Below are 21,986 nucleotides of genomic sequence, written 5' to 3' on the forward strand. Positions count from 1 at the left end.
CATTTCAAAATGACTACAAATCGTGCTAGAAAAACAGACAACTCTAAATCTCCCTCGGTGGAAAATGCAGAGCTGCAAGTGACCGATAACGGTATTACAAAAGTCCAATTACAAGCTTTACTAGTAGGATTGCAAGCAGCAAAAAATGGTGATTTTAGCGTTCGTTTACCAGTTGAAAATAATGAACTGAGTGAAATTGCCTCTGTTTTTAATGAATTAGTGAGTTTCAATCAAAACTTTGCTAGCGAAGTTACTCGCATGGCATCAGAGATTGGCGTCCAAGGCAAACTCGGTTCTCAAGCAGTTGTGAAAGCAGCAACCGGAAGTTGGAAAGAATTGCTTGACAACTTGAATCAGATGTCTGTGAATTTAAAAGAGCAAATAACAGAAATTAATCAGGTAACACTTGCCGTCGCCCAAGGAAATTTGTCCCAGGGAATCGAGGCTAGCAATGCAGGAGAGTTTAAGCAGCTCACCAATAATGCAAATCAGATGATTACCAGCCTGAAGTCATCCATTAAACAGATGACAGAAGTAGCTACAGCAGTGGCCTCTTCCTCAGAAGAACTAACCGCAGTCAGCCAAGAAATGACTCAGAACGCCGAACAAACCGCCGAACAGGCCACTTTGGCCTCCGCCTCTGCCGAACAGGTAAGTCAGAATACCAATACAGTTGCGATCGCGGTGGAAGAAATGAATGCCAGCATTCGAGAAATTGCCAAGACTGTTACCGAAGGTTCAAAAGTTACCATTGAGGCAGTTAAAACAGCCGAACACACCAACCAGACAATTAACAAACTCGCTCAAAGCAGTATTCAAATTGGCAAAGTCATCAAAGTAATTACCGCGATCGCCGGTCAAACAAACTTGCTAGCACTCAACGCTACTATTGAAGCCGCAAGAGCCGGTGATGCAGGTAGAGGATTTGCAGTAGTAGCAAACGAGGTCAAAGAATTAGCCAAACAAACAGCTAATGCCACCGAAGATATTAGCCAGCGAATTGAAGCGATTCAAACAGATACAAACGATGCCGTTGCAGCCATCACTCAGATTACTGGCATTATCAATCAAATTAACGACTTACAAAACACCATCGCCAGTGCCATTGAAGAGCAAACAGCAACTACAAATGAAATTAGTCGAAATATCGCCGAAGCAGCCAAAGGAACATCAGATATTGCCAAAAATATTAGAATTGTGGCACTCAATACTCAAACTACGACCACTGGAACGAGTAATACATTAGAGGCAGCCACAGAATTATCCCGCATGGCAGTAGATTTGCACAAAGTCGTCAACCAGTTTAAATATTAGTTAGTTTGTTGGCGTTGCTGATTGATGGGATGATTTTTGCCTCACGCAAAGGCAAGGCAGCGACGGGTACGTAGGGGGTTTCCCCCATGAGCGACTGCCGCGCAAAGACGCAAAGAATCTCAATACTGCTCGCTTTGTGCATTTTTAACTCGGCATTGGATTTGGGGAAAAGGTTAATGGTTCGACAAGCTCACCAACCGGGTAAAGGTTAAAGGTTTTTTCTTTCCCCCTTTCCCCTTCCCCTTTTCCCCAAAACCCGACAAGTATTGCAAAGAATCTACCTTTAGCCTTGGTGAAAAATCTCAATTCATCCCGCAAAGGGAGCAACGCCAGTTTTTTAATCTGCACATCTTTTTGTCTAAGCTGCTGAGTGTTTAAACCTTGGACGCCTACAACTTTTTGAAGTACCTGGCGACCGGGAACAGCCTCAAACCCAGCTTTTCATACGTACAACGTGCTGGGGTATGGCCAGGATCGCCTCCGGTTTCGACCATAGCAACAGACATACCAGCAACTTTCATCCAATCAAGAGCGAATTCTATCAGAGCAGTGCCAATACCTCGACGTTGATAGTCTGGATCGACAGCTATCATGTAGATTTCTCCCAAGCTACTCTCTAAGTCGAGTTTCACGGCTACAAAGCCCACAGTCAAACCAGAGTCGAGCGCAACCCAAACCTTTGTGCCCTCTGCCGTACAGACTTGCTCAACAGCACGAAGCTGGCTTACACGCCAACCGTCGGGATAGAATGAGCGGTACACGTCAGAGTCCATCACTTTCTCAATCGAATCAAAGACTGAAGCCCATGCCCGAAGCGAAAGACTCTTGACGGCATCAAGTTGACTGGGGTCGTATGGTTCAATTCGCATTTCAGTAGAGCAAGTTCAAGTTAAAGTCTATTATCATACCATAAAATAATTTTGCAAGGCAGGTTTAATGAGTCTTTGATATTCGTGAACGAGTCTTTGATACTCGTGAGTGAACCTCAGAACTTCACTCACCTGCCTTCCCTGCCCCCTGCCCCCAGCCCCCAATCCCCAATGCCAAAAATCCGCGTACTAATTGTTGATGATGCAGTAGTTGTTAGGAGTCGAGTCAGTAAGATTTTGTCTGGCGATCCGGAACTAGAAGTGGTGGGAGTTGCGGCTAACGGTCGCATTGCTTTGGCTAAGATACCCCATGTTAATCCCGATGTCGTCATCCTAGATATCGAAATGCCGGAGATGGATGGTTTACAAACTCTGTCTGCTATTCGAGAGATCTATCCACACTTGCCAGTGATTATGTTCAGCACTTCTACGCACACTGGAGCGATCGCTACTATTGAAGCTCTTTCTTTAGGTGCTTCAGATTATGCAACAAAACCCAGTAACTTAGGAAGTGTAGAAGCAACAAATAAATATATTCAAGAAGATTTAATTCCTAAAATTAAGCTCTTTGGTGGATTTTTTACACCAAGCGCCATTGTCGAACCTGTTGTTTTTCCGGTTAAAAGCAATATACAGCCAGTGGAAGTTGTAGCAATTGGTGTTTCTACTGGAGGCCCTAATGCATTGACTGTAGTGTTAGGAGAACTTCCAGATGATTTATCAGTGCCAATTTTAATTGTCCAACACATGCCGCCAATGTTTACGAAACTACTAGCAAAGCAATTATCTGCCAAGTGTAAAATTCCAGTGGATGAAGCGGTTTCCGGACAGATACTAGAACCTGGACATGCTTGGATTGCACCAGGAGATTTTCATCTAGTTGTGGAACGCGACAAAACTGTGGTTCGCCTTGCTACTCATCAAGCATCCCCGGAAAATTCCTGTCGTCCTTCAGTGAATGTTCTCTTCCGTTCGGTTGCAGAGGTTTATGGTGCAGGCACAATCGCAGTTATCCTCACGGGTATGGGGCAAGATGGATTACAAGGCTGTCAGTGCATACGCGAGGCGGGTGGACAGGTGCTTGCACAAGACAAAGCTACTAGCGTGGTGTGGGGAATGCCTAGTTTTGTCATTAATGCCGGACTTGCCAATCAAATTTTGCCGCTTAACCAAATTGCCAATGAAATTATGCACAGAATTGGTTACAATCAAGTTTCTATTTCAGGTCTGTAATGAAACAGACTATGGATGTCAGCAGCGCTGATTTTGAGTATCTTCGTCAATTAGTTCACAAGCATTCAGGGATTGTCTTATCTGCCGATAAAACCTATCTGGCAGAGTTACATTTACAGCCAATTGTTGAATCAGCAGGATTCAGTTCGATCGCTGATTTAATTACTTACTTACGAAATCAGCCGTTTAATAATCTTCACGTCCAAACAATCGAGGCTTTGGTCACCACCGAAACTTCATTTTTTCGCGATGGATACCCTTTTGAAGCACTTAAACAATACGTGCTACCAGAGTTAGTTAAACAGCGAAAAATTGAGCGATCGCTCAACATTTGGTGTGCTGCTTGCTCTAATGGACAAGAACCTTATAGCATTGCCATATTAATTCAGGAACATTTTCCTGTGCTTGTCAATTGGTCTTTAAGGCTAATTGCTAGCGATTTTTCTACGAAAGTTTTAGCCCGTGCCCGCCAAGGCAATTATAACCAACTGGAAATTAATCGTGGGCTACCTAAAAATATTCGTGATAAATACTTTAAAAGGCTAGATAATAACTGGCAAATCAATCAAGAAATCCGTCAGATGATTGATTTTCGTCAATTCAATCTTGTGGAAACTTGGCCATATTTACCAAAATTTGATGTTATCTTTTTACGCAATGTTTTAATTTACTTTGATATTGTCACCAAGAAAGCCTTACTAAAAAAGGTAAAACAGCAATTAAGACCAGATGGGTACTTGTTTCTTGGTAGTGGTGAAACCACAATCAACCTAGATGAATCATTCAAGCTCGTTACATTTGACAAGCATATATGCTATCAATTGCACAATCCTTAAATCAATAAATCTTTTATAGCGCTTCTCAATTGGGTAAAATACGGCGGTTCGTAGGGGCGCACAGCTGTGCTTACGTGTCAAATTAACGTGAAACCCTTGCTCTGATTAACTTCTATCATTTCTTTCTTTTCTTCCTTTGTGTCCTTAGCGTCCTTTGCGGTTCGTTATCACTCCATCTTTGACACAATACAGACAAAAAAAGTCTGTAAAAGCCACCAGGACTAGCTTCTACCTTAACTTGACACCAATGACAGCTGTGCGCCCCTACAGGTATTGCATTTAAAGGAGAATCGCTATATATAGGACATGATAGAGATACTTCACTTGAGCGGGTCGTGTCCCCAATTCTTTAGAGAGTAATACCAGCGTGTGTGTTTCAAATCGCCCGAAGGTTGCTGTGCGCTATGACGGTGGATGTAACTAATAACTTTCTTCATGTGCGAAAGTTCATCGTCGGTATAGTCATCTTTTTTTTCTAACAATTCGATAATCCGCCGCCCCGATTTATGACCAATTGACTCGTCATCGCCATCCTTTTGTCCGACACTTTGTGACTCATCTGTATCTAGCCAAGCCTCTAGTTCCTTGGGTGTCATATTGACAGCTTGACGAAATTCATCAATCACTGATTTAGTATCTTTACTCATGGCTAAGAATTACTCCTCTAGCTTCTCAAGAGCATCAGGTTTGTGAGCAGCCTCTTTTCCTGTCTTATCGCTTTCGACTATATACTGGGGGTTATCTTCACTAGCTGCAACATGGTGTTTTTTAATATCTGTAGGTGAGGTAACTTTCTTTACCACTTCACCAGTTGTCTCACCTTGTGAAGTTTTCCATTCAACGCGATCGCCCTTTTTAAATTTTTCAGCCATAATCATCTTTTCTTTGATATTTTATACTTACTCACGTCACATTGTGTCTGCAATTTCAAAAGCAGCCATCATTCTACTGATAGATAAAACATCTGTGATTAAGCTATATCTTTTGGCTACCAAACAAATATACCACTCCTATTTGACTTTTAAATTTACTTATAGAGTGAGGCAATAGGCAATATATAAAGGTTAATTGTCTCTTACAGTTGAAAGTAAGCAAAATAATAAGTAAACTAACTAGCTAAAACATAGTTAATTAACTCAGCAAGCTTGTTATTGAATTTGATAAATAGTTTTAAACTGCTAATAAGAAATCAGGTTTGTTGATTGTTTTTATGCAAAGTATCTATTTTTTGTAAAAATTCTTCACTTATAGTGATAATGAAGACAGATTAAGCAGATTCTCAGAAAACTTTCAATGAGCCAGACTAGCCTAAATTTAGTTGCAATATCTATCTTTCTCATGACGCTATCGGTACTGCTGGGGCCATTCTTCAACTTATCGCCAGCAGTACCGGCGCTTGCTACCTTCGCTATTTTGGGAATAGCGACTTTTGACAGTTTTAGTTTACAGGGTAAGGGCGGTACTATCTTTTTAGATTGGATTGCTGGTTTTAAGAGCGAACACCGCGATCGCATTATCCACCACGAAGCAGGACATTTCTTAGTTGCTCAGCTGTTGGGTATTCCTGTTATCGGCTATACCCTCAGTGCTTGGGAAGCCTGGAAGCAAGGGCAAGCTGGACAAGGCGGCGTTACCTTTGATGATAGTGAATTAGCATCTCAATTAGAAGTAGGTAAAATCAGTGCCCAGATGCTAGACCGCTACTGCACTGTTTGGATGGCGGGTATTGCTGCGGAAACCCTAGTTTTTAATAATGCCGAGGGTGGAGCTGATGATAAAAATAAGTTAATAAAAGTCTTGACAATTTTAGGTTTTTCTGAATCAGTTTATCAACAAAAAATGCGGTTTCATGCGCTGCAAGCAAAAACCCTACTGGAAGAAAATTGGTCTAGCTATGAAGTTTTAGTTAATGCTATGCGAGAACGCAGTTCGGTAGAAGATTGTCGGGAAAAGTTGGTAGTGGGGAGTGGGGAGTAGGGGCACAGGGGCAAAGGAGAGAATTCCTAACTCTACATGAGTTCAATGAACCTCTCCCCAACCCCTCGCCGTCTCGGAGAGAGGCTTTAATATCCTGAGTTGGGCACGAAAAATTAGGGTTTTTAAGCCTCTCTCCGCTTCTCTTAGAGGTTTGGAGAGGGGTTATTCGGAATCTGTCGAACTCACGTTAACTCTTGGAAAGACTTGGGTTAATCGCGTCTGTACTCCTGCGTCTCCGGCTTTGCTCAGCACTCCCAATGCCCCATTCGCATTTTTAGGAAGAAACAGCTTTTAAATGTGGAATGCGAGATAAATACTTAGAGTCAATAACCCGATTACGCCCACTAGTTTTAGCCTGTAGTAAGCATTGATCGGCACGATTGAGCAGACTTTCTCCTTGTTCGTCATCGTCAGCTTCTAGAGAGGCTGTACCCAAACTGATGGTGATATTAATTGTCTGTTTATTGCTGAGTGCAAATGGTTCCTCGCTGACTACACGATTGAGGCGACGGGCTACAATTAGTGCTTCGTCACCGGTAGTGTTAGCCAGAAGAATCACAAATTCTTCACCGCCATAGCGAAATGCAGTATCTTGAAAACGCAGATTGTTTCGTAGACGCTGACACAATAGCTGCAAAAGGCGATCGCCAACTAAATGCCCGTAAGTATCGTTAACTTTTTTAAAATGATCTACATCCAAAATAATTAAACTTAGGGAAGTTTTCTGAGTTCTAGCTTTTTTAATTTGCCTGGGTAAATCCCATTCTAAAGCACGGCGATTATTTAATTCTGTTAATGAGTCGGCTAAGGCGATCGCTGATAATAAATCATTAGTCCGAATCAAATCTCGGTATTTTTGCACTTTCCGCAACCCAACAGTTAATTGAGCAAGTATTAGCCCATGATTGGCGGTCAGTTCTGCCAAGTTATGCTCTGTTGTTTCATCAATCAGATGCCAAATATAAGCATCAGCTCCTTGCTTTAACATTGCAGCAGTCATTTCTAATTCCCTGTGCCAACCATATTTTTTTCTATCAGTTAACTGTTGGAGACGATCTTCAAACAGAATACAGTAGATCCACGATAGCTTTGTCTGGTCTTTCAACCAACTGCACAATTCCATACTGCCATCTAGACTAGCCTGCACAAGTATGATATCAGGGGGTGTCGTTTGAATGTGGGACACCGCCTGATTTAAATTGTCCATAACTTCTACATTAAAAGCGATCGCATAGCGTATCTGATCTGGAAGCGTGTTGCGAAAGTTATTATTTCCAAAAACCAAAATGGAAATATTCATTGCTTTTGTACAGGATTTAAACTTTCAGGAGATTAAAGTAAAACTTTTTGTTCGTGTTGTCTAATAATAAATTTACCGAATCGGGCAAAAGTAAAAATTCAAAAACTAAAGTAAATAATAAGTAACAACGCTTCCCAGACCATAACTTTATTTCAGGGAGTTTTGTTTTTGATTTGAGTTTTTTACTTTTTAATAATGCTTTCGGTTCATTTATGTTTGTTGCTATATAATTTTTTAACGCTAAATTTAAAAATAACTCTCAATTTTAATCTCCTCTTAAGACTTTCTAATTTATTAGTACGATTGCTGAAACTTACTTTTATAATCACTAATGTCTTCCTTACAGAATATTTTTAAAACAGTAAAAATACTGAATATTTTAGAACCGTATATAAAGCATTGCTGTAGTTTCTTAGACGTTATTTACTGAGGTAATTACGAGAATAAATAATTTTTAATCATCATTAGATTTGCCAGCAAAATTGCTGACAAATTAAAAAATGAAATTTTTATAAATTTTTTAATTTAACCGTAAAAACCGAAGTCTGATAAATATGAAAAATATTAACAAACTCAAGTAAATAAAATGTCATACCTCTGTTTAAACCTCGCTCCTTAAACACAACAGGCTTTGACTCGCACTGAAAGCTTCAGTAAGCGGGTTCGGAGGTTAGGTCTGTTTGATTTGACCTATTTATTTTTCTACCATCTGAGCCTTTTCTCTTAGAGACTAATAGCGCCGTAAATTCAAAATTCAAAATTAATGCAGCGTAAGCGTTTCGTTGATTTAGAATGGTCTGTTTATTTCCGCCGACCTCTACTAGTAGGCCACGGTCTAAATAGAGCAACCATTTAAAATGCCTAAAAAGCCTATTGCATAATACTTTTGACTTTTGACTTCACAGTGGTACAAACCTTCCATCGCAGATTAGGAAAAAGGTGAATCATATACTGCAAAACTACCTCGTCTAGGAGGAACTTTTGCAGCAACTGATGTAACCTCAAATTACAGAGCGGACTCTTAAGGCAATAAATTCACTATTTAAGTTGTGTTAGCAGCAAAAAAATTTTTCCTACTTAGGTTTTTCGTGTTTGTATACTTAGATTCACATTTTTTATTTGCAACAAATACTATTGATGTACAAAAAGACTAAATAAAAAAACGGATGTCAAAATCTACCCCTAATGTGGGGAAATTAGTTGAACTCCGCTCCCGAAAGGAACGGAAATTAAAGAAAAAGATTTTGTTAGCGTAGCCTAAAATATTAAAATGTCAACTTTTGTAACAAACGAAAATCGGATTTAGTAACCTTCAACGGTATAACCAGCAGCAACAATTACCTGCTTGATTGATTCTTCAGATGCTGCGGATTCCACGGTAACGGTTTTAGCGTTAATATCGACATCCACCTTGGCATCAGGTTCCATAACATGGATTGATTCAGTAATTGTTTCTGCACATCCTTCACAAGCAATATTTGATACTTTCAGTTTTAGTGCCATTTTTTACCTCAATATGGATTTTCTCAATTATTTCTTAAGGATTAGGATAAACCAGTGCCTAGCGATCGCACATCCTACCAGAGTCAGGTAATAGCCTAAAACCATCACAATCGCTGCATTAATCTTCCTAGCTCACACAGATGGCTGGCAGCAATATAGAAGAAAATGCAAAAATATATAAAGCTGCTTATGGAAATACACTTAGTAGAAAAAGGCAAAAGTCAAAAAGCTTATAGGGCAGGCTTATGATGGATTTTATAGCCACTTAACGGCTTAGAGTAGAGTATGGTTGCTCTATTTCCGCCATGCTGTACTAGTGCAGGTAAGCATAAGTCAAAAGTTCAAAGAAAGTTAAAAACTCCCATGTCCTCAAATCCCCAACACCTAAGCGGTAACGAAATTCGCAAAACATTTCTTGACTTCTATGCCCAACGGGGTCACCAAATTCTGCCAAGTGCCTCCCTCGTGCCAGAAGACCCAACCGTGCTGCTGACGATCGCGGGGATGCTACCATTTAAGCCGATATTCCTGGGACAGCGCACACCAGAATTTAAACGGGCTACGACTTCCCAAAAGTGTATCCGCACCAACGACATTGAAAACGTCGGACGCACCAAACGCCATCAGACGTTCTTTGAAATGTTAGGTAATTTCAGCTTTGGTGATTATTTTAAAGAACAAGCGATCGCTTGGGGTTGGGAAATTAGTACACAAGTCTTTGGCTTATCTCCAAAAAATCTCGTCGTCAGCGTTTTTAGGGATGATGATGAAGCTTTCGCTATCTGGCGGGATCAAATCGGTGTGCCAGAAGCGAGAGTTAAGCGCTTGGGCGAAGACGATAACTTTTGGGCATCTGGCCCCACAGGCCCTTGTGGCCCTTGTTCCGAGATTTATTACGACTTCCACCCAGAACGCGGCGACGAAAATATAGATTTAGAAGACGATACGCGGTTTATCGAGTTCTATAATCTCGTCTTCATGCAATATAACCGTGATGCTACTGGCAATTTAACGCCACTGCAAAACAAGAACATCGATACCGGCATGGGTTTGGAACGAATAGCGCAAATTCTCCAAGAAGTGCCGAATAACTACGAAACTGACCTGATTTTCCCAATTATCCAAACAGCAGCCCAAATTGCTGGCATTGATTACCACAGCAGTGATGAGAAAACCAAAGTTTCCCTAAAAGTTATTGGCGATCACATTCGTTCTGTAATCCACATGATTGCCGATGAAATCCGCGCCTCCAATGTCGGTCGGGGTTATGTATTGCGGCGGTTAATTCGGCGTGTGGTGCGTCATGGGCGATTAATTGGGATTTCTGGTGAATTTACTACCCAAATTGCGGAAACTGCGATCGCTCTTTCAGAATCAGCTTACCCCAATGTGCGGCAACGGGAAGCAGCAATTAAAGCTGAGTTGCAACGCGAAGAATCTAATTTCTTGAGAACTCTGGATAGAGGAGAAAAACTCCTAGAAGAAATTATCCAAGAACTAAAACAGCAAGGCAAAACCTCTATTAGTGGTGAAAGTGCCTTTACTTTATATGACACCTACGGTTTTCCCTTAGAACTTACACAAGAAATCGCCGAAGAAAATCATTTGACAGTGGATGAAGTGGGCTTTGATGCCGAAATGCAAAAGCAGGTGGAACGCGCCAAAGCAGCACACGAAACCATCGATTTAACTGTCCAAGGTTCCCTCGACAAATTAGCAGAACACATCCACGCCACACAGTTCTTAGGCTACACCCAACCGACGACGACGGCAAAAGTCGAAGCGATTTTGGTAGAAGGTGTTTCCCAAGAGGAAGCAGAAGCGGGAACAGAAGTACAAATTGTTCTTGACAAAACGCCATTTTATGCAGAGTCAGGGGGACAAATTGGCGATCGCGGTTATGTCTCCGGTGATGGCATCGTGATTCGCGTAGAAGACGTGAAGAAAGAATCTGATTTCTTCGTTCACTTCGGACGCATCGAACGCGGTACAATCCGTGTAGGAGATGGTGTAACTGCCCAAATCGATGCGACTTGTCGGCGTCGCGCCCAAGCTAACCATACCGCAACGCACCTACTACAAGCGGCGTTGAAGAAAATTGTCGATGATGGCATTTCGCAAGCTGGTTCTCTGGTTTCCTTTGACAGATTGCGCTTTGACTTCAACTGTCCCCGTGCCTTGACAGCAGAGGAAGTCCAACAAATTGAAGAACAGGTAAACACTTGGATTGCTGAAGCACATAGCGCGAAGGTGGAAGTATTACCTTTAGCAGAAGCCAAAGCTAGGGGTGCCGTTGCTATGTTCGGTGAAAAATACGGTGAAGAAGTGCGAGTAATCGACTTTCCGAGCGTATCAATGGAACTGTGCGGTGGCACACATGTCAGTAATACTGCTGAGATTGGCGTCTTTAAGATAATTTCCGAAGCTGGAGTTGCTTCTGGGGTGCGGCGCATTGAAGCTGTTTCCGGTCCAGCGATACTGGATTATCTCAACGTGCGGGATAAAGTAGTTAAAGATTTGAGCGATCGCTTTAAAGTTAAACCCGAAGAATTACCGGATAGAATCACAAGTCTGCAAACCGAACTGCGAACAGCCGAAAAGCAACTAGAATCTTTGAAAGGACAACTGGCGATCGCTAAATCTGACAGCTTACTACAAACAGCAGAATCTGTCGGCGATTTTAAAATTATCGTCGCCCAATTAGAAGACGTTGACGCAGAATCATTGAAAACCGCAGCCGAACGCTTATTGCAAAAAATCGGTAATGGTGCGGTGGTACTGGGTTCTGTTCCCGAAGCTGGAAAAGTCAGTATAGTTGCGGCCTTTAGTCCAGAAGTTAACAAAAAAGGACTGCAAGCTGGTAAATTTGTGGGAGCGATCGCTAAAATCTGCGGCGGCGGCGGCGGTGGTAGACCAAACTTAGCCCAAGCCGGCGGTAGAGATGCGAGTAAGTTGCCAGAGGCATTGGTACAGGCGAAATCTGAGTTAATTACTGGGTTGGGTTAATTTCTTGTAGGGCAGGCAAGATGCCTGCCTTTGAATTATTTCTTGTATGGGTAACTGACGAAAAATAAACTTAGTATTTGAAACCCAAAATTAATAATCAATTATTGGGTTCCTCTGTTCCTTCAATCAACCCGGTAATTGAAATTCAGGCTGTCAAAAGTGATAAAGCAGACACTCCGTCTGAAGTCCAATCACTCACAATATTATCTACTAACCAGTAATCATGAAACTTCCTGAATTGGGGTACTAATTTATTTTCTACGGTCAGAGTTTGTAAAAACTCCTCAATATGCGTAATTCTCCTTGATATAGCTTCCTCACGTTGCCCTACGGGAACAGATGCTGCAAACGTGCTGAGCTTGCAGTTTTTCTATGATATCTTCAAGAAAATTCCTGGCTTCTTTTTGAGAATTACTATCAAATGATTCCATTTTGACTCTTGAGTTAATACTTATTGAATGTTGGAAATTTTTGACTCTATGTATATATCAATTAAATGTAAAAATCTAATTTGAATTTTGAAAGCATGTTGCGGCTCAACTCTTTGTAGAACAAGCTTTTTACCCTAAAATACTTTCATTAATCAAACCGGAGTTTATTACTTGATATAATTACAAGCAATATTTTATACGATTTGTATTGAAAAAATCACTGAAATTATACTGAAATGTATACTAGTCATGATTCCACTAAAATTAATTGTTGGGTAGTGCGATCGCTTCACTCAACCTCCTGCAAAGCAGCTTGTTATCAGACATCGCACTACAATTAAATTAGACAATGTATTATCTCCAAACCATCACGCTGAAATACTCAGATGCAAAAAGTCACAGTTGATGAGATCCAACGAGATCCTTTGAAATACCTGAATCAAGTTGAGGCAGGTGAAAGCTTTGTCATTGTCCAAGCAGATAAGCCAATTGCTGAATTAAAACCAATTACAACTACCAACAAACAGCAACGCCCATTTGGTTTGTGTGCAGGAGAATTTACGGTGCCTGATGATTTTGATGCACCTTTGCCTGAAGAGATTCTAAATGCATTTGAGGGCGGATGAAAATTCTCTTAGACACCCATATATTTTTATGGTTTATCAGTGGTGATAATCAGCTATCAACAAATATTCGAGATATTATTCGCGATCCAGATAACGAAATTTATCTTAGTGTTGTCTCAATATGGGAGTGTATTGTTAAATATAAATTAGGTAAACTCCCATTACTAGAGTCTCCTGAAATTTATCTTCCCAAACAACGCGATCGCCATCAAATTACTAATCTTAACCTTGATGAAGGCAGTGTTACTCAACTTGCAAATTTACCATTATTGCATAATGACCCTTTTGATAGAATGCTTATCTGTCAAGCTTTGCATCACAGTTTAACTATTACAACAGTCGATGCAAAAATCCGCGCTTACTCAGTTAACGTCATTTAAAATAGGCGATGCTGTGACTTAACCCAATCTACAACTAAGAGCGATCGCAATTGAAGAGTCGTCAGCTATAACTAGGTCGATTTCCTCTGGATGTTCTTCATAATAAGACCAAGCTGCTTCTAAATCTTCCAGTGTTAACGCCGGATAATTTCTCAATAATTCTTCTTCAGAAGCTCCTTGTTGACGAAAAGAAACTAAAGTCCAAACAGCAATGCGAGTATCACGGATGCGTGCATTACCTCCGCAAACTCCTGCGGTTTTTTGAATCAAATATCTTTCAATTTTTTGAGACATGTATTAGTCTATTAGAACGCCATACATATAATTTAGTTTAAATTCACAATTCTCAGGTAGCTTGGGAATATAGAGTTTAGTTTTCAAAATGTCTTTAACTGAAGAAATTCTTTCCCAACTACCAGGCGATGTTTTAGGCGGGTTGCGTCAAAGCGATCGCATTTTAACATCCCTCAGAGAAAACACTGCACCTATACCAACGCTAGTTACAGAAAGTCAGCAGCCTTTGGGCGTTGCAGACTCCGATGTGCTTATCTGCGGTGGCACCTTGGGCATTTTAATTGGTTCGGCTTTAGCTACCAAGGGGCTGCGGGTGGCGTTGATGGAACGAGGAATTCTGCGGGGGAGAGAACAAGAGTGGAATATTTCTCGTAAAGAATTAGATGTGTTTGTGGAATTGAACTTACTGACAGAGGAGGAATTAGAAACTGCGATCGCCACTCAATATAACCCGGCACGAGTAGGCTTTCACGGTGGTACGGAAATTTGGGTAGAAGATGTTTTGAATATCGGCGTAGATCCAGTATATCTACTGGCTACATTAAAAACGCGATTTCTCAATGCTGGTGGAAAGCTGTTAGAAAACACACCTTTTAAAGAAGCCGTGGTGCATCCAGATGGGGTGATGGTAAATAACCAATTTAAAACTAGGCTATTAATCGACGCGATGGGGCATTTTTCTCCCATCACCCAACAAGCACGTCAAGGAAAAAAACCAGACGCCCTTTGCTTAGTTGTAGGAACTTGCGCCCAAGGTTTTCCGGAAAATAACTCAGGGGATTTGTTGTTATCATTTACATCTTTGCAAAATCAGTGTCAGTACTTCTGGGAAGCGTTCCCAGCTAGAGACGGTAGAACTACTTACTTGTTTACCTACATGGATGCACATCCCCAACGCTTCAGTTTGGCAACTTTCTTTGAGGAATATCTGCGTCTCCTGCCAGAATATCAGGGTGTCCAATTGAGTCAGCTGAAATTTCAACGGGCGTTGTTTGGCTTCTTTCCCAGCTATCGCCAAAGTCCCCTCAAAACTCCTTGGAATCGCATTCTACCAGTGGGAGATAGCAGTGGTAACCAATCGCCCTTGAGTTTTGGTGGTTTTGGTGCGATGGTGCGTCACCTGAAGCGTTTAACATTTGGCATTGATGAAGCACTCCAAACTGAACAGTTATCTGCAAAAGCGCTGTCACTGCTGCAACCGTATCAGCCAAGTTTGACTGCTACTTGGTTATTTCAAAAAGCGATGAGTGTTGGTGTAAATCAAAAAATTCCCCCAGATCGAATTAACCAACTACTCTCAGCAGTGTTTGAAGAAATGCAACAGTTAGGTACGCCAGTACTGAAGCCATTTTTACAAGATATAGTACAATTTTGGGCACTGACGCAAACACTGTTAAAAACTAATTTTTCTCATCCAGAATTAGTTATTCAAATAATTCCCCAAGTAGGTTTACCAAGTTTGTTAGATTGGATGGTGCATTACCTTAATTTAGGTGTTTATACTGCCTTATTTAAGTTCAGTCCAATGTTAGAAACATGGATGAAGAATCAACCAAGCGAACAACAATATTATTGGCATCGTTTGATTGATGCTTGGAAGTACGGCTCTGGTGGTGACTACTCAGATGAAACTTAGATAATATGTGTGTGAGGATAATATGATGGAACGGGAATCTGTAGGAATCAAATACTTTGCAGTACTAATTGGTTTTCTGCGCGATCGCCAAGGATTTTTAGAGGAAGTCCGCCAAGGTACAAGATTACCAAATAAAATCATTTCTCTACTAGTTTGTAGTTCCTTATTCCTCGCCATTTATGGCGGAATCATCGGTGCATATCATAGCTGGATGCAAGCTTTATCTTCTGCGATAAAACTCCCAGCCCTTTATTTAATTACACTGCTGATTTGTATCCCAACTTTGTATTTTGCTAACGTTATTTTTGGTTCAAAGCGGACTTTTGGACAGCATTTAGCATTAGTATTGACCGCCGTTTCAGTGACTAGTGTACTTTTATTTAGCTTTGCACCAATTACCCTCTTTTTCTTGCTAACTACCAATAACTACCAATTTTTAATTCTCTTAAATGTCTTGATTTTTGCGCTGACTGGATTTATTGGTATTTCCTCGTTATATCAAGCCACGAATTTAGTTTTAGAACAGGATAATGAAGGTAGCAAAACACGCCAGAAAATTTTACAATTTTGGTTATTTCTTTATGCTTTTGTCGGTAGTCAGCTAGGATGGACTCTCAGACCATTTTTTGGCACACCTGATTCTGCGTTTCAATTGTTCCGCGAAAGGGAAGGTAATTTTTATCTCAGCGTGATTCAAGCTATTAGCTACTTGTTGGGAATTCGTAATTAGATAATAACGTGATTAGTAACCATACCAAATATCAACCAGAAAAGCATTATGTTGGAAAAGCAATCTCGCGGCGTTAAACAATTTAATGTATTGGTGAATTTACTACGCGATCGCCAGTCCTTTTTAGAAGAAATTCGTCTGGGGATAAGATTAGAAAATAAAATCAGTTCTCTGTTCGTATCTAGTTCAATTTGCTTTGCCATTTATGGAGCAATTATCGGTGCATCCCACGGTTGGGCACAAGCATTATCCAGTGCTATCAAACTCCCCGCATTTTATTTATTAACACTGATAATTTGTTTTCCAACCTTGTTCTTTTTTAATGTTTTGTTTGGTTCTCGGAGTAGTATTCAACAGCATTTTGTTGTCTTGCTCACATCTGTATCAGTGATTAGTGTACTTTTATTCAGCTTCGCACCAGTCACACTATTTTTTCTGATCACTACCCCTGATTCTTATCAATTTTTCAAACTGTTGAATGTAGCAATATTTGGCATCACAGGCATCTTTGGCGTGAAATTTCTTTATGAGGGAATACAATTACTTTCTCAACAAGATGAAGTGGGCAAAACAACCCGTACCACGATTTTAAGATTTTGGTTATTGCTTTATGCCTTTGTCGGTATGCAATTAGGATGGTTTTTTAGACCGTTTTTTGGTGCCCCTGACTCTAAATTTGAATTATTTCGAGCCGTGAAAGGGAACTTTTATCTTGATATAATAGCCGCGATTTCCGAAATTTTAGGTTTCCGTTAATGTAACGCCAAAATTTGTAGTAGAAAGCTTAACAAGCTGCAATTTAACCTCTGTTCTTTTTATAACTTGGCAAATTGGCAACTATTACAAAAATAAATGTGTTAATTTCAATACTATACAAGGTGTATTTGCACTTTCAAGCTATTTAGACGGGTTGCAACCCGTCTTTATTTATCGGTAGAAAAGGGACTGGGGACTAGGGATTAGGGATTGGGAATTCGGTTTTCAAAAAACAGCGCCACCATCTTCAAACCAAAAACCCAGTCGTTATGACCGGGTTTTTGGTGGGCTATATTACCCAAAGGTTAGTTATAGAAGTTATATATTAGTTGTTCGTTGTTCTGATAATTACTACAACACCGAGATTGCGAATTCCAGAAAACTAGTTAGCACTTACAGAAGAACTTTCTAAAAATCTTATTCCTTTGCGTACTTTGCGTTCTTCTCTACGAGACGCTGCGCGTTGGCGGAAGCCTCTCGTAGAGAAGGCGGTTCGTATTTTCATAATTGTCTTTTTACCTGCCAAACATCAAGCTGGTTAATTTATTGTAAAATCTTATACAAGTTTTATGCAGTGCGATCGCTAAAAAATTATTTCAATTATAGGACTATGATTTGATTAAAAAACTCGCCCTCAACTTCAAAAGCCTGATTCCCCATTCCCTCCCCATACAAAGAATTTCAAAAATCAAACCATAGTCCTATATTTTAACTACAGTTAACTGCTGAAGCTGAGTTTACCTTTGTTAAATCTCCAGTGAATATGCCTGTATACTTATAAGGTGATGAACCAGAACAAGTCATAGGATTTGTATTAGCGCGACGCGGAGTCCACCATGAATCTGCGTTCACAGTCAAATTGATACCATTCCATGATAATCCGGTGACAACTAAAGAGTTAGTTTTGCCATCATTAGCCTTTTTCGCAGTCAAAAATGTGGCATAGTAAACGCTACCATTTTCTGGATTAATTTTTGCTATGATTGCCACTTTAGCGCCGCCACCGCTTCCATAACTATTTAGCCAACGACCAGTAGCAAAACGTCGAAAATCATTACCAGGCTGGCTACCAGTGGATGAAAAAACGCCATACAAAACATTTCCTCCGTCCCAAATTAGTCCGTAGCCTGTACCATCATCATTAGTTGTTTCGTAATCACTACGGCACCATTTTTTCACACCATTTTGAAAACTAATGATGCGAGGGTCTTTGTTTAGAGATGATACTTGCTGATAACCAATGTAGATGTTTGTTTGCCCAAAACTCACTCTGGGACCATTTTTATTTTTGATAGTTGTCTCACTGTCATTGCATGTAAAGGTCACACCTTTACCAATAGATGACTGTATAGTAGTTTGGGCAATAACTGGAAGAATTGGTAAATCAGCACCTAATACTACTGATAAAAACAAAAATGCCAGATATTTGGGCAATTTACGGCGATAACTCATTGAACTTCTGTGGTTAAAATGTCCAAAAGGACACCATATCACAAAGTTTCCGTAATTAGTAACCCCTAACAAAATCAGCTATTTTTGATGTTGGGTTAGCCTGCGGGATCTTACTACTAGAGGTCGGCGGAAATAAACAGACCATTCCAAATCAACGAAACGCTTACGCTGCATTAATTTTGAATTTTTAATTCACGGCGGTACTAGATTTATACAAATTTCTCAAAATCAAGGTTTCTAATTTTTATATGATGAGAGTAATAAAAAAGATAAAAAGGAGTGACGAGATTTGATACTATTTACATCTCATCTATCACTCCTAATAACTTGCGCGTTGATAAGCTGTTACGCATTGTTAAATTACACCAGTTTAGTAGTTCATTTATCCTCTAACTAAAGAGGCGAATATTTGTTAAATTTATATGTGTTTTTCTATACAAATTTTTGTGAAGTCATAAAATCTATTTTCTCATTGAAGATATAGTAGTTCGACTATTGCTTGTCCTCAGTAGTCTTAGTTTACCTGTATAACAGCCATATCTATTGAGGGTTTATTAATCTAAAACGTATCTATGAACACAAATAAACTTAACTGAGATTATATATCTTTGGTAGTAGTGGCTTGATTCTTGTGATGGAAGTTTGGTAATAATCGAAACAATTATCATTAAGATCCAATAATTCAAGGAGTAACAAGGCGCATTCAACAGCAGTGATAACTTAAGGTTTAAAATCCACGTTTTCCTAGTGTATTTTCTGTTCTAGTTTATCTTCTAGCTATAATTTTGACTGGCTAATCAGGTTATTCACAAATTACTATTTAACTGAGTTTACAGAATTTTCCTACCAAAGGTAGAAGTAATACTTAGTAAAATGCGATAAGGTATAGGTTTAAAAGTTTATGCTTGGTAAAACTAAAAATATTTAGCGATCGCTAAATATTTTTAGATTTAATTTACATTGAATGTCTATACCTAATTTTCAAATGTGTCATTTCAAAAACTGACTGAACTCTAGTATTTTAAGACATAAATTGTCCAAAACCTTTATTAAAGGTTTTCTCATAAATCTCATTGAACAACAATTGCAGCTGGATGAAACTTAAATTTATCACTCAACAAAATCATAAATGCTGCAATTATCAAAATCTTTATCTAGTAGATTTTTTTGCTCGACCTCTGCAAGTAAGTAGTGGGAATTTAAGGTGAACATAGAAAAATTTATCCAACGCGCAGAAGTATTGCACAAGCGTTTAGCAGATTTATACCAAACTGCTAGTGTCTTGCCTTGGATTCCACCAGATCTTCTGCCACAGGCTTTTAAAGAACTCTATAACACCTCAAAAATAGTGCAGTTAGCAGCAGAAGAACTGTATCAACAAAACGAGGAACTAATACAAACACGGAATTGGCTAGAAGCAGAACGCCAACACTACCAAGATTTATTCGAGTTGGCACCAGACGGCTATTTAGTGACTAATACAGAAGGTATTATTCAAGAAGCTAATTACACAGCAGCTAGGTTATTTAATGTTTCCAAGCATTTTCTGGTGGGCAAACCAATGATTAATTTTGTCCCTCTAGAAGAACGTCAACAGGTTCGCCATGAACTTATCCAACTATCTCAATCAGTCGGAGGTAAAGAGTTATTAATACGTTTACAACAAAGTCACGGCGAATTGTTTGATGCAGCTTTGACGGTGCTTGTTGTCCGTAATTCGCAGGGAAAGCCAACTTATTTGCGCTGGATGGTACGTAATATTTCTCAACGTCAGCCTTTAGAATCAGCAGTAGTCAAGAATAATAGCAGCGACTTGTTTCCCAGTCATCCCGTGCATAAATATTCTAAAGGAGAAACTATTCTTCTCAATCCATTAGTAATTTGGTATGTTTGTCAAGGTTTAGTCAAGCTAAGTACTTACTGTGAAACAGGGGAAGAAGTACTATTAGGATTGGCAACAGCAGAAATGGTTTTTGGTAGTAGTTTGACTTCTCTAAACGTTTACCAAGCAGTAGCCCTTTCTGATGTTGAGTTGGTGTCAATTTACGCAGCAGAAGTAGCAGCTTCCCCAACTCTGAGTCATACTCTTTTACCAAAAATTAATCAGCGGTTACAACAAACAGAATCTTTTTTAGTCATTTCTGGAAGACGACGGGTACAAGAACGTTTACACTATCTATTACAACTTTTGAAACGAGAAATCGGTGAAACTGTACCGCAAGGAACTCGCTTAAGTGTTCGTTTAACTCATGAAGATATTGCTAGTGCTTGTTGTACTACGAGGGTGACAATTACACGATTAATAGGCAAATTACAAGAACAAGGTGTAATTGATTTTGATTTAAAAAAACACATTATTTTGAAAAATTTAGATTAATTATTAATATTTTTGCTAATTGGCACTACAAAACTATTGGTATGATGCAATGAAATTAGACGCGATTTATCGCGTCTATACATGAGTCTTTTGGGTTTATCTAAATTGTATTAGCTTATAAACCTAGAATGTGATTTTATCGGCGCAGGTACGTAAAACTGGGATCGGGTCTGCCAACAAAGCAAGAATGGGTAAAGTTATATTTTTTGATAATTGCTAATGATGTTGTTGCTTCAGATTTATTATTACCAAAATCAAACATCCAGTGACTACCGTCTACAATTTTCCAGCTATTATTGATTCGATTAACAGTTGTGGTGGCAGGATTAAAAGACACACAATCTTCGCCTTGTATCGAACCAGAAGGAGCGCTATTATTTACCAGTAAATATTGCAAGGATGGTTGTGGTCGTCCAACAAAACAGGATTTGTTTATGCCATAGTGATTGATAATTTTGAAAGCACGTGTCGCTTCATCTTTTTTATTACCAAAGTCAAACATCCAGTGATTGCCGTTCTCAACTATTTTCCAGCGATCGCTCACTTGATTAACACTAGTATTATTAGGATTGAAAGCGATACAGTCTTCTTTAACTGCTTGTGTCTCTGGTGTTAATGACAGGAGGTTAGAACGATATTCTTTGTTTGTTCTTCTATCTTTTAAAATGATATATACCGATTGGGGAGGTGTTTCACCTTGTTCAACCGCAAACCAAAGAGAACTTAAATTTTCAGCAGAAGAAAATGCACAGAAACCATAAATCCTTTGGTTGGTTTGACCATTATAAATATTTACCCAAGTTCTAGAAGAATTATTGTTTTGTCCACAAGGAGGTAAATTTGGCGCTTTTGCAAATAAGTTGTTAGGAAATGCATTCCAGTTTGCTACTGATAATTTATATCTTTGAAAATTTTTGCCTGAGGCTGTATATGGTTCTGTGCCGATAAAAACTAGTTTTGGTTGGGGTATGGGATTGGCTGCAAGATTCAGAAGATTTGGATTTCTGGTATTGTTACTCCAGGTATCTGCTATTTGCAAGTTATCAGCGGCATAAGCAGCAGCAAAATTAGATAACATCCATCCTACGCTTAGTAAAGTTGCAAATTTGTTGTATTTTTGTAATTTCATTTTGATGGAACCTTAAAGAAAGTTATCCTATTTTGAGTGTGAACTCTCACGCAGAGGCGCATAGAGGAAAGGAAGAGAAATGTGAGGTGTTCACAAATAATTTAGGCTTGTTGTATTACTACAATTGCTTAGTTTCT

At 39.5% G+C, this 21,986-nt stretch carries 21 protein-coding genes; 11 read left to right on the plus strand and 10 right to left on the minus strand.

Going from position 1 to position 21,986, the window contains the following annotated elements:
* Positions 1-9: 9 nt before the first annotated feature.
* A complete protein-coding gene (locus ACM0OY_RS26695) occupies positions 10-1,314 on the plus strand; it encodes a methyl-accepting chemotaxis protein (RefSeq protein WP_414571811.1) in 1,305 nt (434 codons plus the stop codon).
* A gap of 144 nt (positions 1,315-1,458) precedes the next feature.
* On the opposite strand, the gene ACM0OY_RS26700 is transcribed toward ACM0OY_RS26695, so the two are convergent.
* The gene (locus ACM0OY_RS26700) at positions 1,459-1,662 is read right to left on the minus strand and encodes a hypothetical protein (RefSeq protein WP_414571812.1); all 204 of its coding nucleotides are present in this window, start codon (positions 1,660-1,662) and stop codon (positions 1,459-1,461) included.
* A gap of 41 nt (positions 1,663-1,703) precedes the next feature.
* Positions 1,704-2,183, minus strand: a complete 480-nt coding sequence (locus ACM0OY_RS26705; RefSeq protein ID WP_414571813.1) for a GNAT family N-acetyltransferase — start codon at positions 2,181-2,183, stop codon at positions 1,704-1,706.
* A gap of 171 nt (positions 2,184-2,354) precedes the next feature.
* Here ACM0OY_RS26705 and ACM0OY_RS26710 point away from each other — a divergent pair, with 171 nt between their 5' ends.
* Entirely contained in the window at positions 2,355-3,416 is a 1,062-nt protein-coding gene (locus ACM0OY_RS26710; protein WP_414571814.1) for a protein-glutamate methylesterase/protein-glutamine glutaminase, read from the plus strand.
* Entirely contained in the window at positions 3,416-4,252 is an 837-nt protein-coding gene (locus tag ACM0OY_RS26715) for a CheR family methyltransferase (RefSeq protein ID WP_414571815.1), read from the plus strand. Before ACM0OY_RS26710 ends, ACM0OY_RS26715 begins: the two co-directional genes overlap by 1 nt.
* 320 nt (positions 4,253-4,572) lie before the next feature.
* Here the strand turns inward: ACM0OY_RS26715 and ACM0OY_RS26720 are convergent, their stop codons facing one another.
* Together ACM0OY_RS26720 and ACM0OY_RS26725 are read right to left on the minus strand one after the other, a co-directional pair.
* On the minus strand, positions 4,573-4,899 hold the full coding sequence (locus ACM0OY_RS26720; protein WP_414571816.1) for a DUF3140 domain-containing protein: 327 nt from the start codon (positions 4,897-4,899) through the stop codon (positions 4,573-4,575).
* Between the two features lie 9 nt (positions 4,900-4,908).
* On the minus strand, positions 4,909-5,124 hold the full coding sequence (locus ACM0OY_RS26725) for a DUF2945 domain-containing protein (protein WP_414571817.1): 216 nt from the start codon (positions 5,122-5,124) through the stop codon (positions 4,909-4,911).
* Between the two features lie 421 nt (positions 5,125-5,545).
* Between ACM0OY_RS26725 and ACM0OY_RS26730 the strand changes: the two genes are divergently transcribed.
* Entirely contained in the window at positions 5,546-6,229 is a 684-nt protein-coding gene (locus ACM0OY_RS26730) for an ATP-dependent Zn protease (RefSeq protein ID WP_414571818.1), read from the plus strand.
* 274 nt (positions 6,230-6,503) lie between these two features.
* Here the strand turns inward: ACM0OY_RS26730 and ACM0OY_RS26735 are convergent, their stop codons facing one another.
* Both ACM0OY_RS26735 and ACM0OY_RS26740 read right to left on the minus strand, forming a co-directional pair.
* Entirely contained in the window at positions 6,504-7,529 is a 1,026-nt protein-coding gene (locus ACM0OY_RS26735; protein ID WP_414571819.1) for a diguanylate cyclase, read from the minus strand.
* Positions 7,530-8,831: 1,302 nt separating this feature from the next.
* Positions 8,832-9,032 (minus strand): heavy-metal-associated domain-containing protein, encoded by a 201-nt coding sequence (locus ACM0OY_RS26740; RefSeq protein WP_414571820.1) that lies wholly within the window; start codon positions 9,030-9,032, stop codon positions 8,832-8,834.
* A 363-nt stretch (positions 9,033-9,395) separates the two neighbouring features.
* Here ACM0OY_RS26740 and alaS point away from each other — a divergent pair, with 363 nt between their 5' ends.
* From alaS to ACM0OY_RS26755, 3 genes are all read left to right on the plus strand, one after another.
* Positions 9,396-12,038 (plus strand): alanine--tRNA ligase, encoded by a 2,643-nt coding sequence (gene alaS, locus ACM0OY_RS26745; RefSeq protein ID WP_414571839.1) that lies wholly within the window; start codon positions 9,396-9,398, stop codon positions 12,036-12,038.
* An 817-nt stretch (positions 12,039-12,855) separates the two neighbouring features.
* Positions 12,856-13,095 (plus strand): type II toxin-antitoxin system Phd/YefM family antitoxin, encoded by a 240-nt coding sequence (locus ACM0OY_RS26750; RefSeq protein WP_414571821.1) that lies wholly within the window; start codon positions 12,856-12,858, stop codon positions 13,093-13,095.
* Positions 13,092-13,475: a type II toxin-antitoxin system VapC family toxin gene (locus ACM0OY_RS26755; protein WP_414571822.1), complete on the plus strand. Its 384-nt coding sequence runs from the start codon at positions 13,092-13,094 to the stop codon at positions 13,473-13,475. Before ACM0OY_RS26750 ends, ACM0OY_RS26755 begins: the two co-directional genes overlap by 4 nt.
* A gap of 18 nt (positions 13,476-13,493) precedes the next feature.
* Here the strand turns inward: ACM0OY_RS26755 and ACM0OY_RS26760 are convergent, their stop codons facing one another.
* Positions 13,494-13,769 (minus strand): DUF433 domain-containing protein, encoded by a 276-nt coding sequence (locus ACM0OY_RS26760; RefSeq protein WP_414571823.1) that lies wholly within the window; start codon positions 13,767-13,769, stop codon positions 13,494-13,496.
* An 88-nt stretch (positions 13,770-13,857) separates the two neighbouring features.
* On the opposite strand from ACM0OY_RS26760, the gene ACM0OY_RS26765 reads away from it, so the two are divergent.
* Genes ACM0OY_RS26765 through ACM0OY_RS26775 form a run of 3 tightly spaced genes read left to right on the plus strand, consistent with a single transcriptional unit; the run spans position 13,858 to position 16,891 of the window.
* The gene (locus tag ACM0OY_RS26765) at positions 13,858-15,405 is read left to right on the plus strand and encodes an FAD-binding oxidoreductase (RefSeq protein WP_414571824.1); all 1,548 of its coding nucleotides are present in this window, start codon (positions 13,858-13,860) and stop codon (positions 15,403-15,405) included.
* 22 nt (positions 15,406-15,427) lie between these two features.
* On the plus strand, positions 15,428-16,135 hold the full coding sequence (locus ACM0OY_RS26770) for an actin-binding WH2 domain-containing protein (protein WP_414571825.1): 708 nt from the start codon (positions 15,428-15,430) through the stop codon (positions 16,133-16,135).
* A 48-nt stretch (positions 16,136-16,183) separates the two neighbouring features.
* Positions 16,184-16,891 (plus strand): actin-binding WH2 domain-containing protein, encoded by a 708-nt coding sequence (locus tag ACM0OY_RS26775; RefSeq protein WP_414571826.1) that lies wholly within the window; start codon positions 16,184-16,186, stop codon positions 16,889-16,891.
* A 382-nt stretch (positions 16,892-17,273) separates the two neighbouring features.
* Here ACM0OY_RS26775 and ACM0OY_RS26780 read toward each other — a convergent pair whose 3' ends face one another.
* Positions 17,274-17,396 carry a hypothetical protein gene (locus ACM0OY_RS26780; RefSeq protein WP_414571827.1) on the minus strand — a complete coding sequence of 41 codons (123 nt, stop codon included), beginning with the start codon at positions 17,394-17,396 and terminating at the stop codon, positions 17,274-17,276.
* Positions 17,397-17,599: 203 nt separating this feature from the next.
* Entirely contained in the window at positions 17,600-18,343 is a 744-nt protein-coding gene (locus tag ACM0OY_RS26785) for a hypothetical protein (protein ID WP_414571828.1), read from the minus strand.
* A 1,204-nt stretch (positions 18,344-19,547) separates the two neighbouring features.
* On the opposite strand from ACM0OY_RS26785, the gene ACM0OY_RS26790 reads away from it, so the two are divergent.
* Positions 19,548-20,720: a PAS domain S-box protein gene (locus ACM0OY_RS26790; RefSeq protein WP_414571829.1), complete on the plus strand. Its 1,173-nt coding sequence runs from the start codon at positions 19,548-19,550 to the stop codon at positions 20,718-20,720.
* A 136-nt stretch (positions 20,721-20,856) separates the two neighbouring features.
* On the opposite strand, the gene ACM0OY_RS26795 is transcribed toward ACM0OY_RS26790, so the two are convergent.
* The gene (locus tag ACM0OY_RS26795) at positions 20,857-21,849 is read right to left on the minus strand and encodes a hypothetical protein (RefSeq protein ID WP_414571830.1); all 993 of its coding nucleotides are present in this window, start codon (positions 21,847-21,849) and stop codon (positions 20,857-20,859) included.
* Between the last annotated feature and the right edge of the window lie 137 nt (positions 21,850-21,986).

Source organism: Nostoc sp. CCY 9925 (assembly GCF_963920935.1).
Taxonomy (GTDB): domain Bacteria; phylum Cyanobacteriota; class Cyanobacteriia; order Cyanobacteriales; family Nostocaceae; genus Nostoc.

Coding starts and splice junctions, on each gene's coding strand:
- ACM0OY_RS26735 (WP_414571819.1), bottom strand. CDS start 7,529: ATGAATATTTCCATTTTGGTTTTTGGAAATAATAACTTTCGCAACACG.
- ACM0OY_RS26755 (WP_414571822.1), top strand. CDS start 13,092: ATGAAAATTCTCTTAGACACCCATATATTTTTATGGTTTATCAGTGGT.
- ACM0OY_RS26710 (WP_414571814.1), top strand. CDS start 2,355: ATGCCAAAAATCCGCGTACTAATTGTTGATGATGCAGTAGTTGTTAGG.
- ACM0OY_RS26720 (WP_414571816.1), bottom strand. CDS start 4,899: ATGAGTAAAGATACTAAATCAGTGATTGATGAATTTCGTCAAGCTGTC.
- ACM0OY_RS26775 (WP_414571826.1), top strand. CDS start 16,184: ATGTTGGAAAAGCAATCTCGCGGCGTTAAACAATTTAATGTATTGGTG.
- ACM0OY_RS26725 (WP_414571817.1), bottom strand. CDS start 5,124: ATGGCTGAAAAATTTAAAAAGGGCGATCGCGTTGAATGGAAAACTTCA.
- ACM0OY_RS26760 (WP_414571823.1), bottom strand. CDS start 13,769: ATGTCTCAAAAAATTGAAAGATATTTGATTCAAAAAACCGCAGGAGTT.
- ACM0OY_RS26715 (WP_414571815.1), top strand. CDS start 3,416: ATGAAACAGACTATGGATGTCAGCAGCGCTGATTTTGAGTATCTTCGT.
- ACM0OY_RS26705 (WP_414571813.1), bottom strand. CDS start 2,183: ATGCGAATTGAACCATACGACCCCAGTCAACTTGATGCCGTCAAGAGT.
- ACM0OY_RS26765 (WP_414571824.1), top strand. CDS start 13,858: ATGTCTTTAACTGAAGAAATTCTTTCCCAACTACCAGGCGATGTTTTA.
- ACM0OY_RS26770 (WP_414571825.1), top strand. CDS start 15,428: ATGATGGAACGGGAATCTGTAGGAATCAAATACTTTGCAGTACTAATT.
- alaS (WP_414571839.1), top strand. CDS start 9,396: ATGTCCTCAAATCCCCAACACCTAAGCGGTAACGAAATTCGCAAAACA.
- ACM0OY_RS26780 (WP_414571827.1), bottom strand. CDS start 17,396: ATGAAAATACGAACCGCCTTCTCTACGAGAGGCTTCCGCCAACGCGCA.
- ACM0OY_RS26750 (WP_414571821.1), top strand. CDS start 12,856: ATGCAAAAAGTCACAGTTGATGAGATCCAACGAGATCCTTTGAAATAC.
- ACM0OY_RS26740 (WP_414571820.1), bottom strand. CDS start 9,032: ATGGCACTAAAACTGAAAGTATCAAATATTGCTTGTGAAGGATGTGCA.
- ACM0OY_RS26695 (WP_414571811.1), top strand. CDS start 10: ATGACTACAAATCGTGCTAGAAAAACAGACAACTCTAAATCTCCCTCG.
- ACM0OY_RS26795 (WP_414571830.1), bottom strand. CDS start 21,849: ATGAAATTACAAAAATACAACAAATTTGCAACTTTACTAAGCGTAGGA.
- ACM0OY_RS26730 (WP_414571818.1), top strand. CDS start 5,546: ATGAGCCAGACTAGCCTAAATTTAGTTGCAATATCTATCTTTCTCATG.
- ACM0OY_RS26785 (WP_414571828.1), bottom strand. CDS start 18,343: ATGAGTTATCGCCGTAAATTGCCCAAATATCTGGCATTTTTGTTTTTA.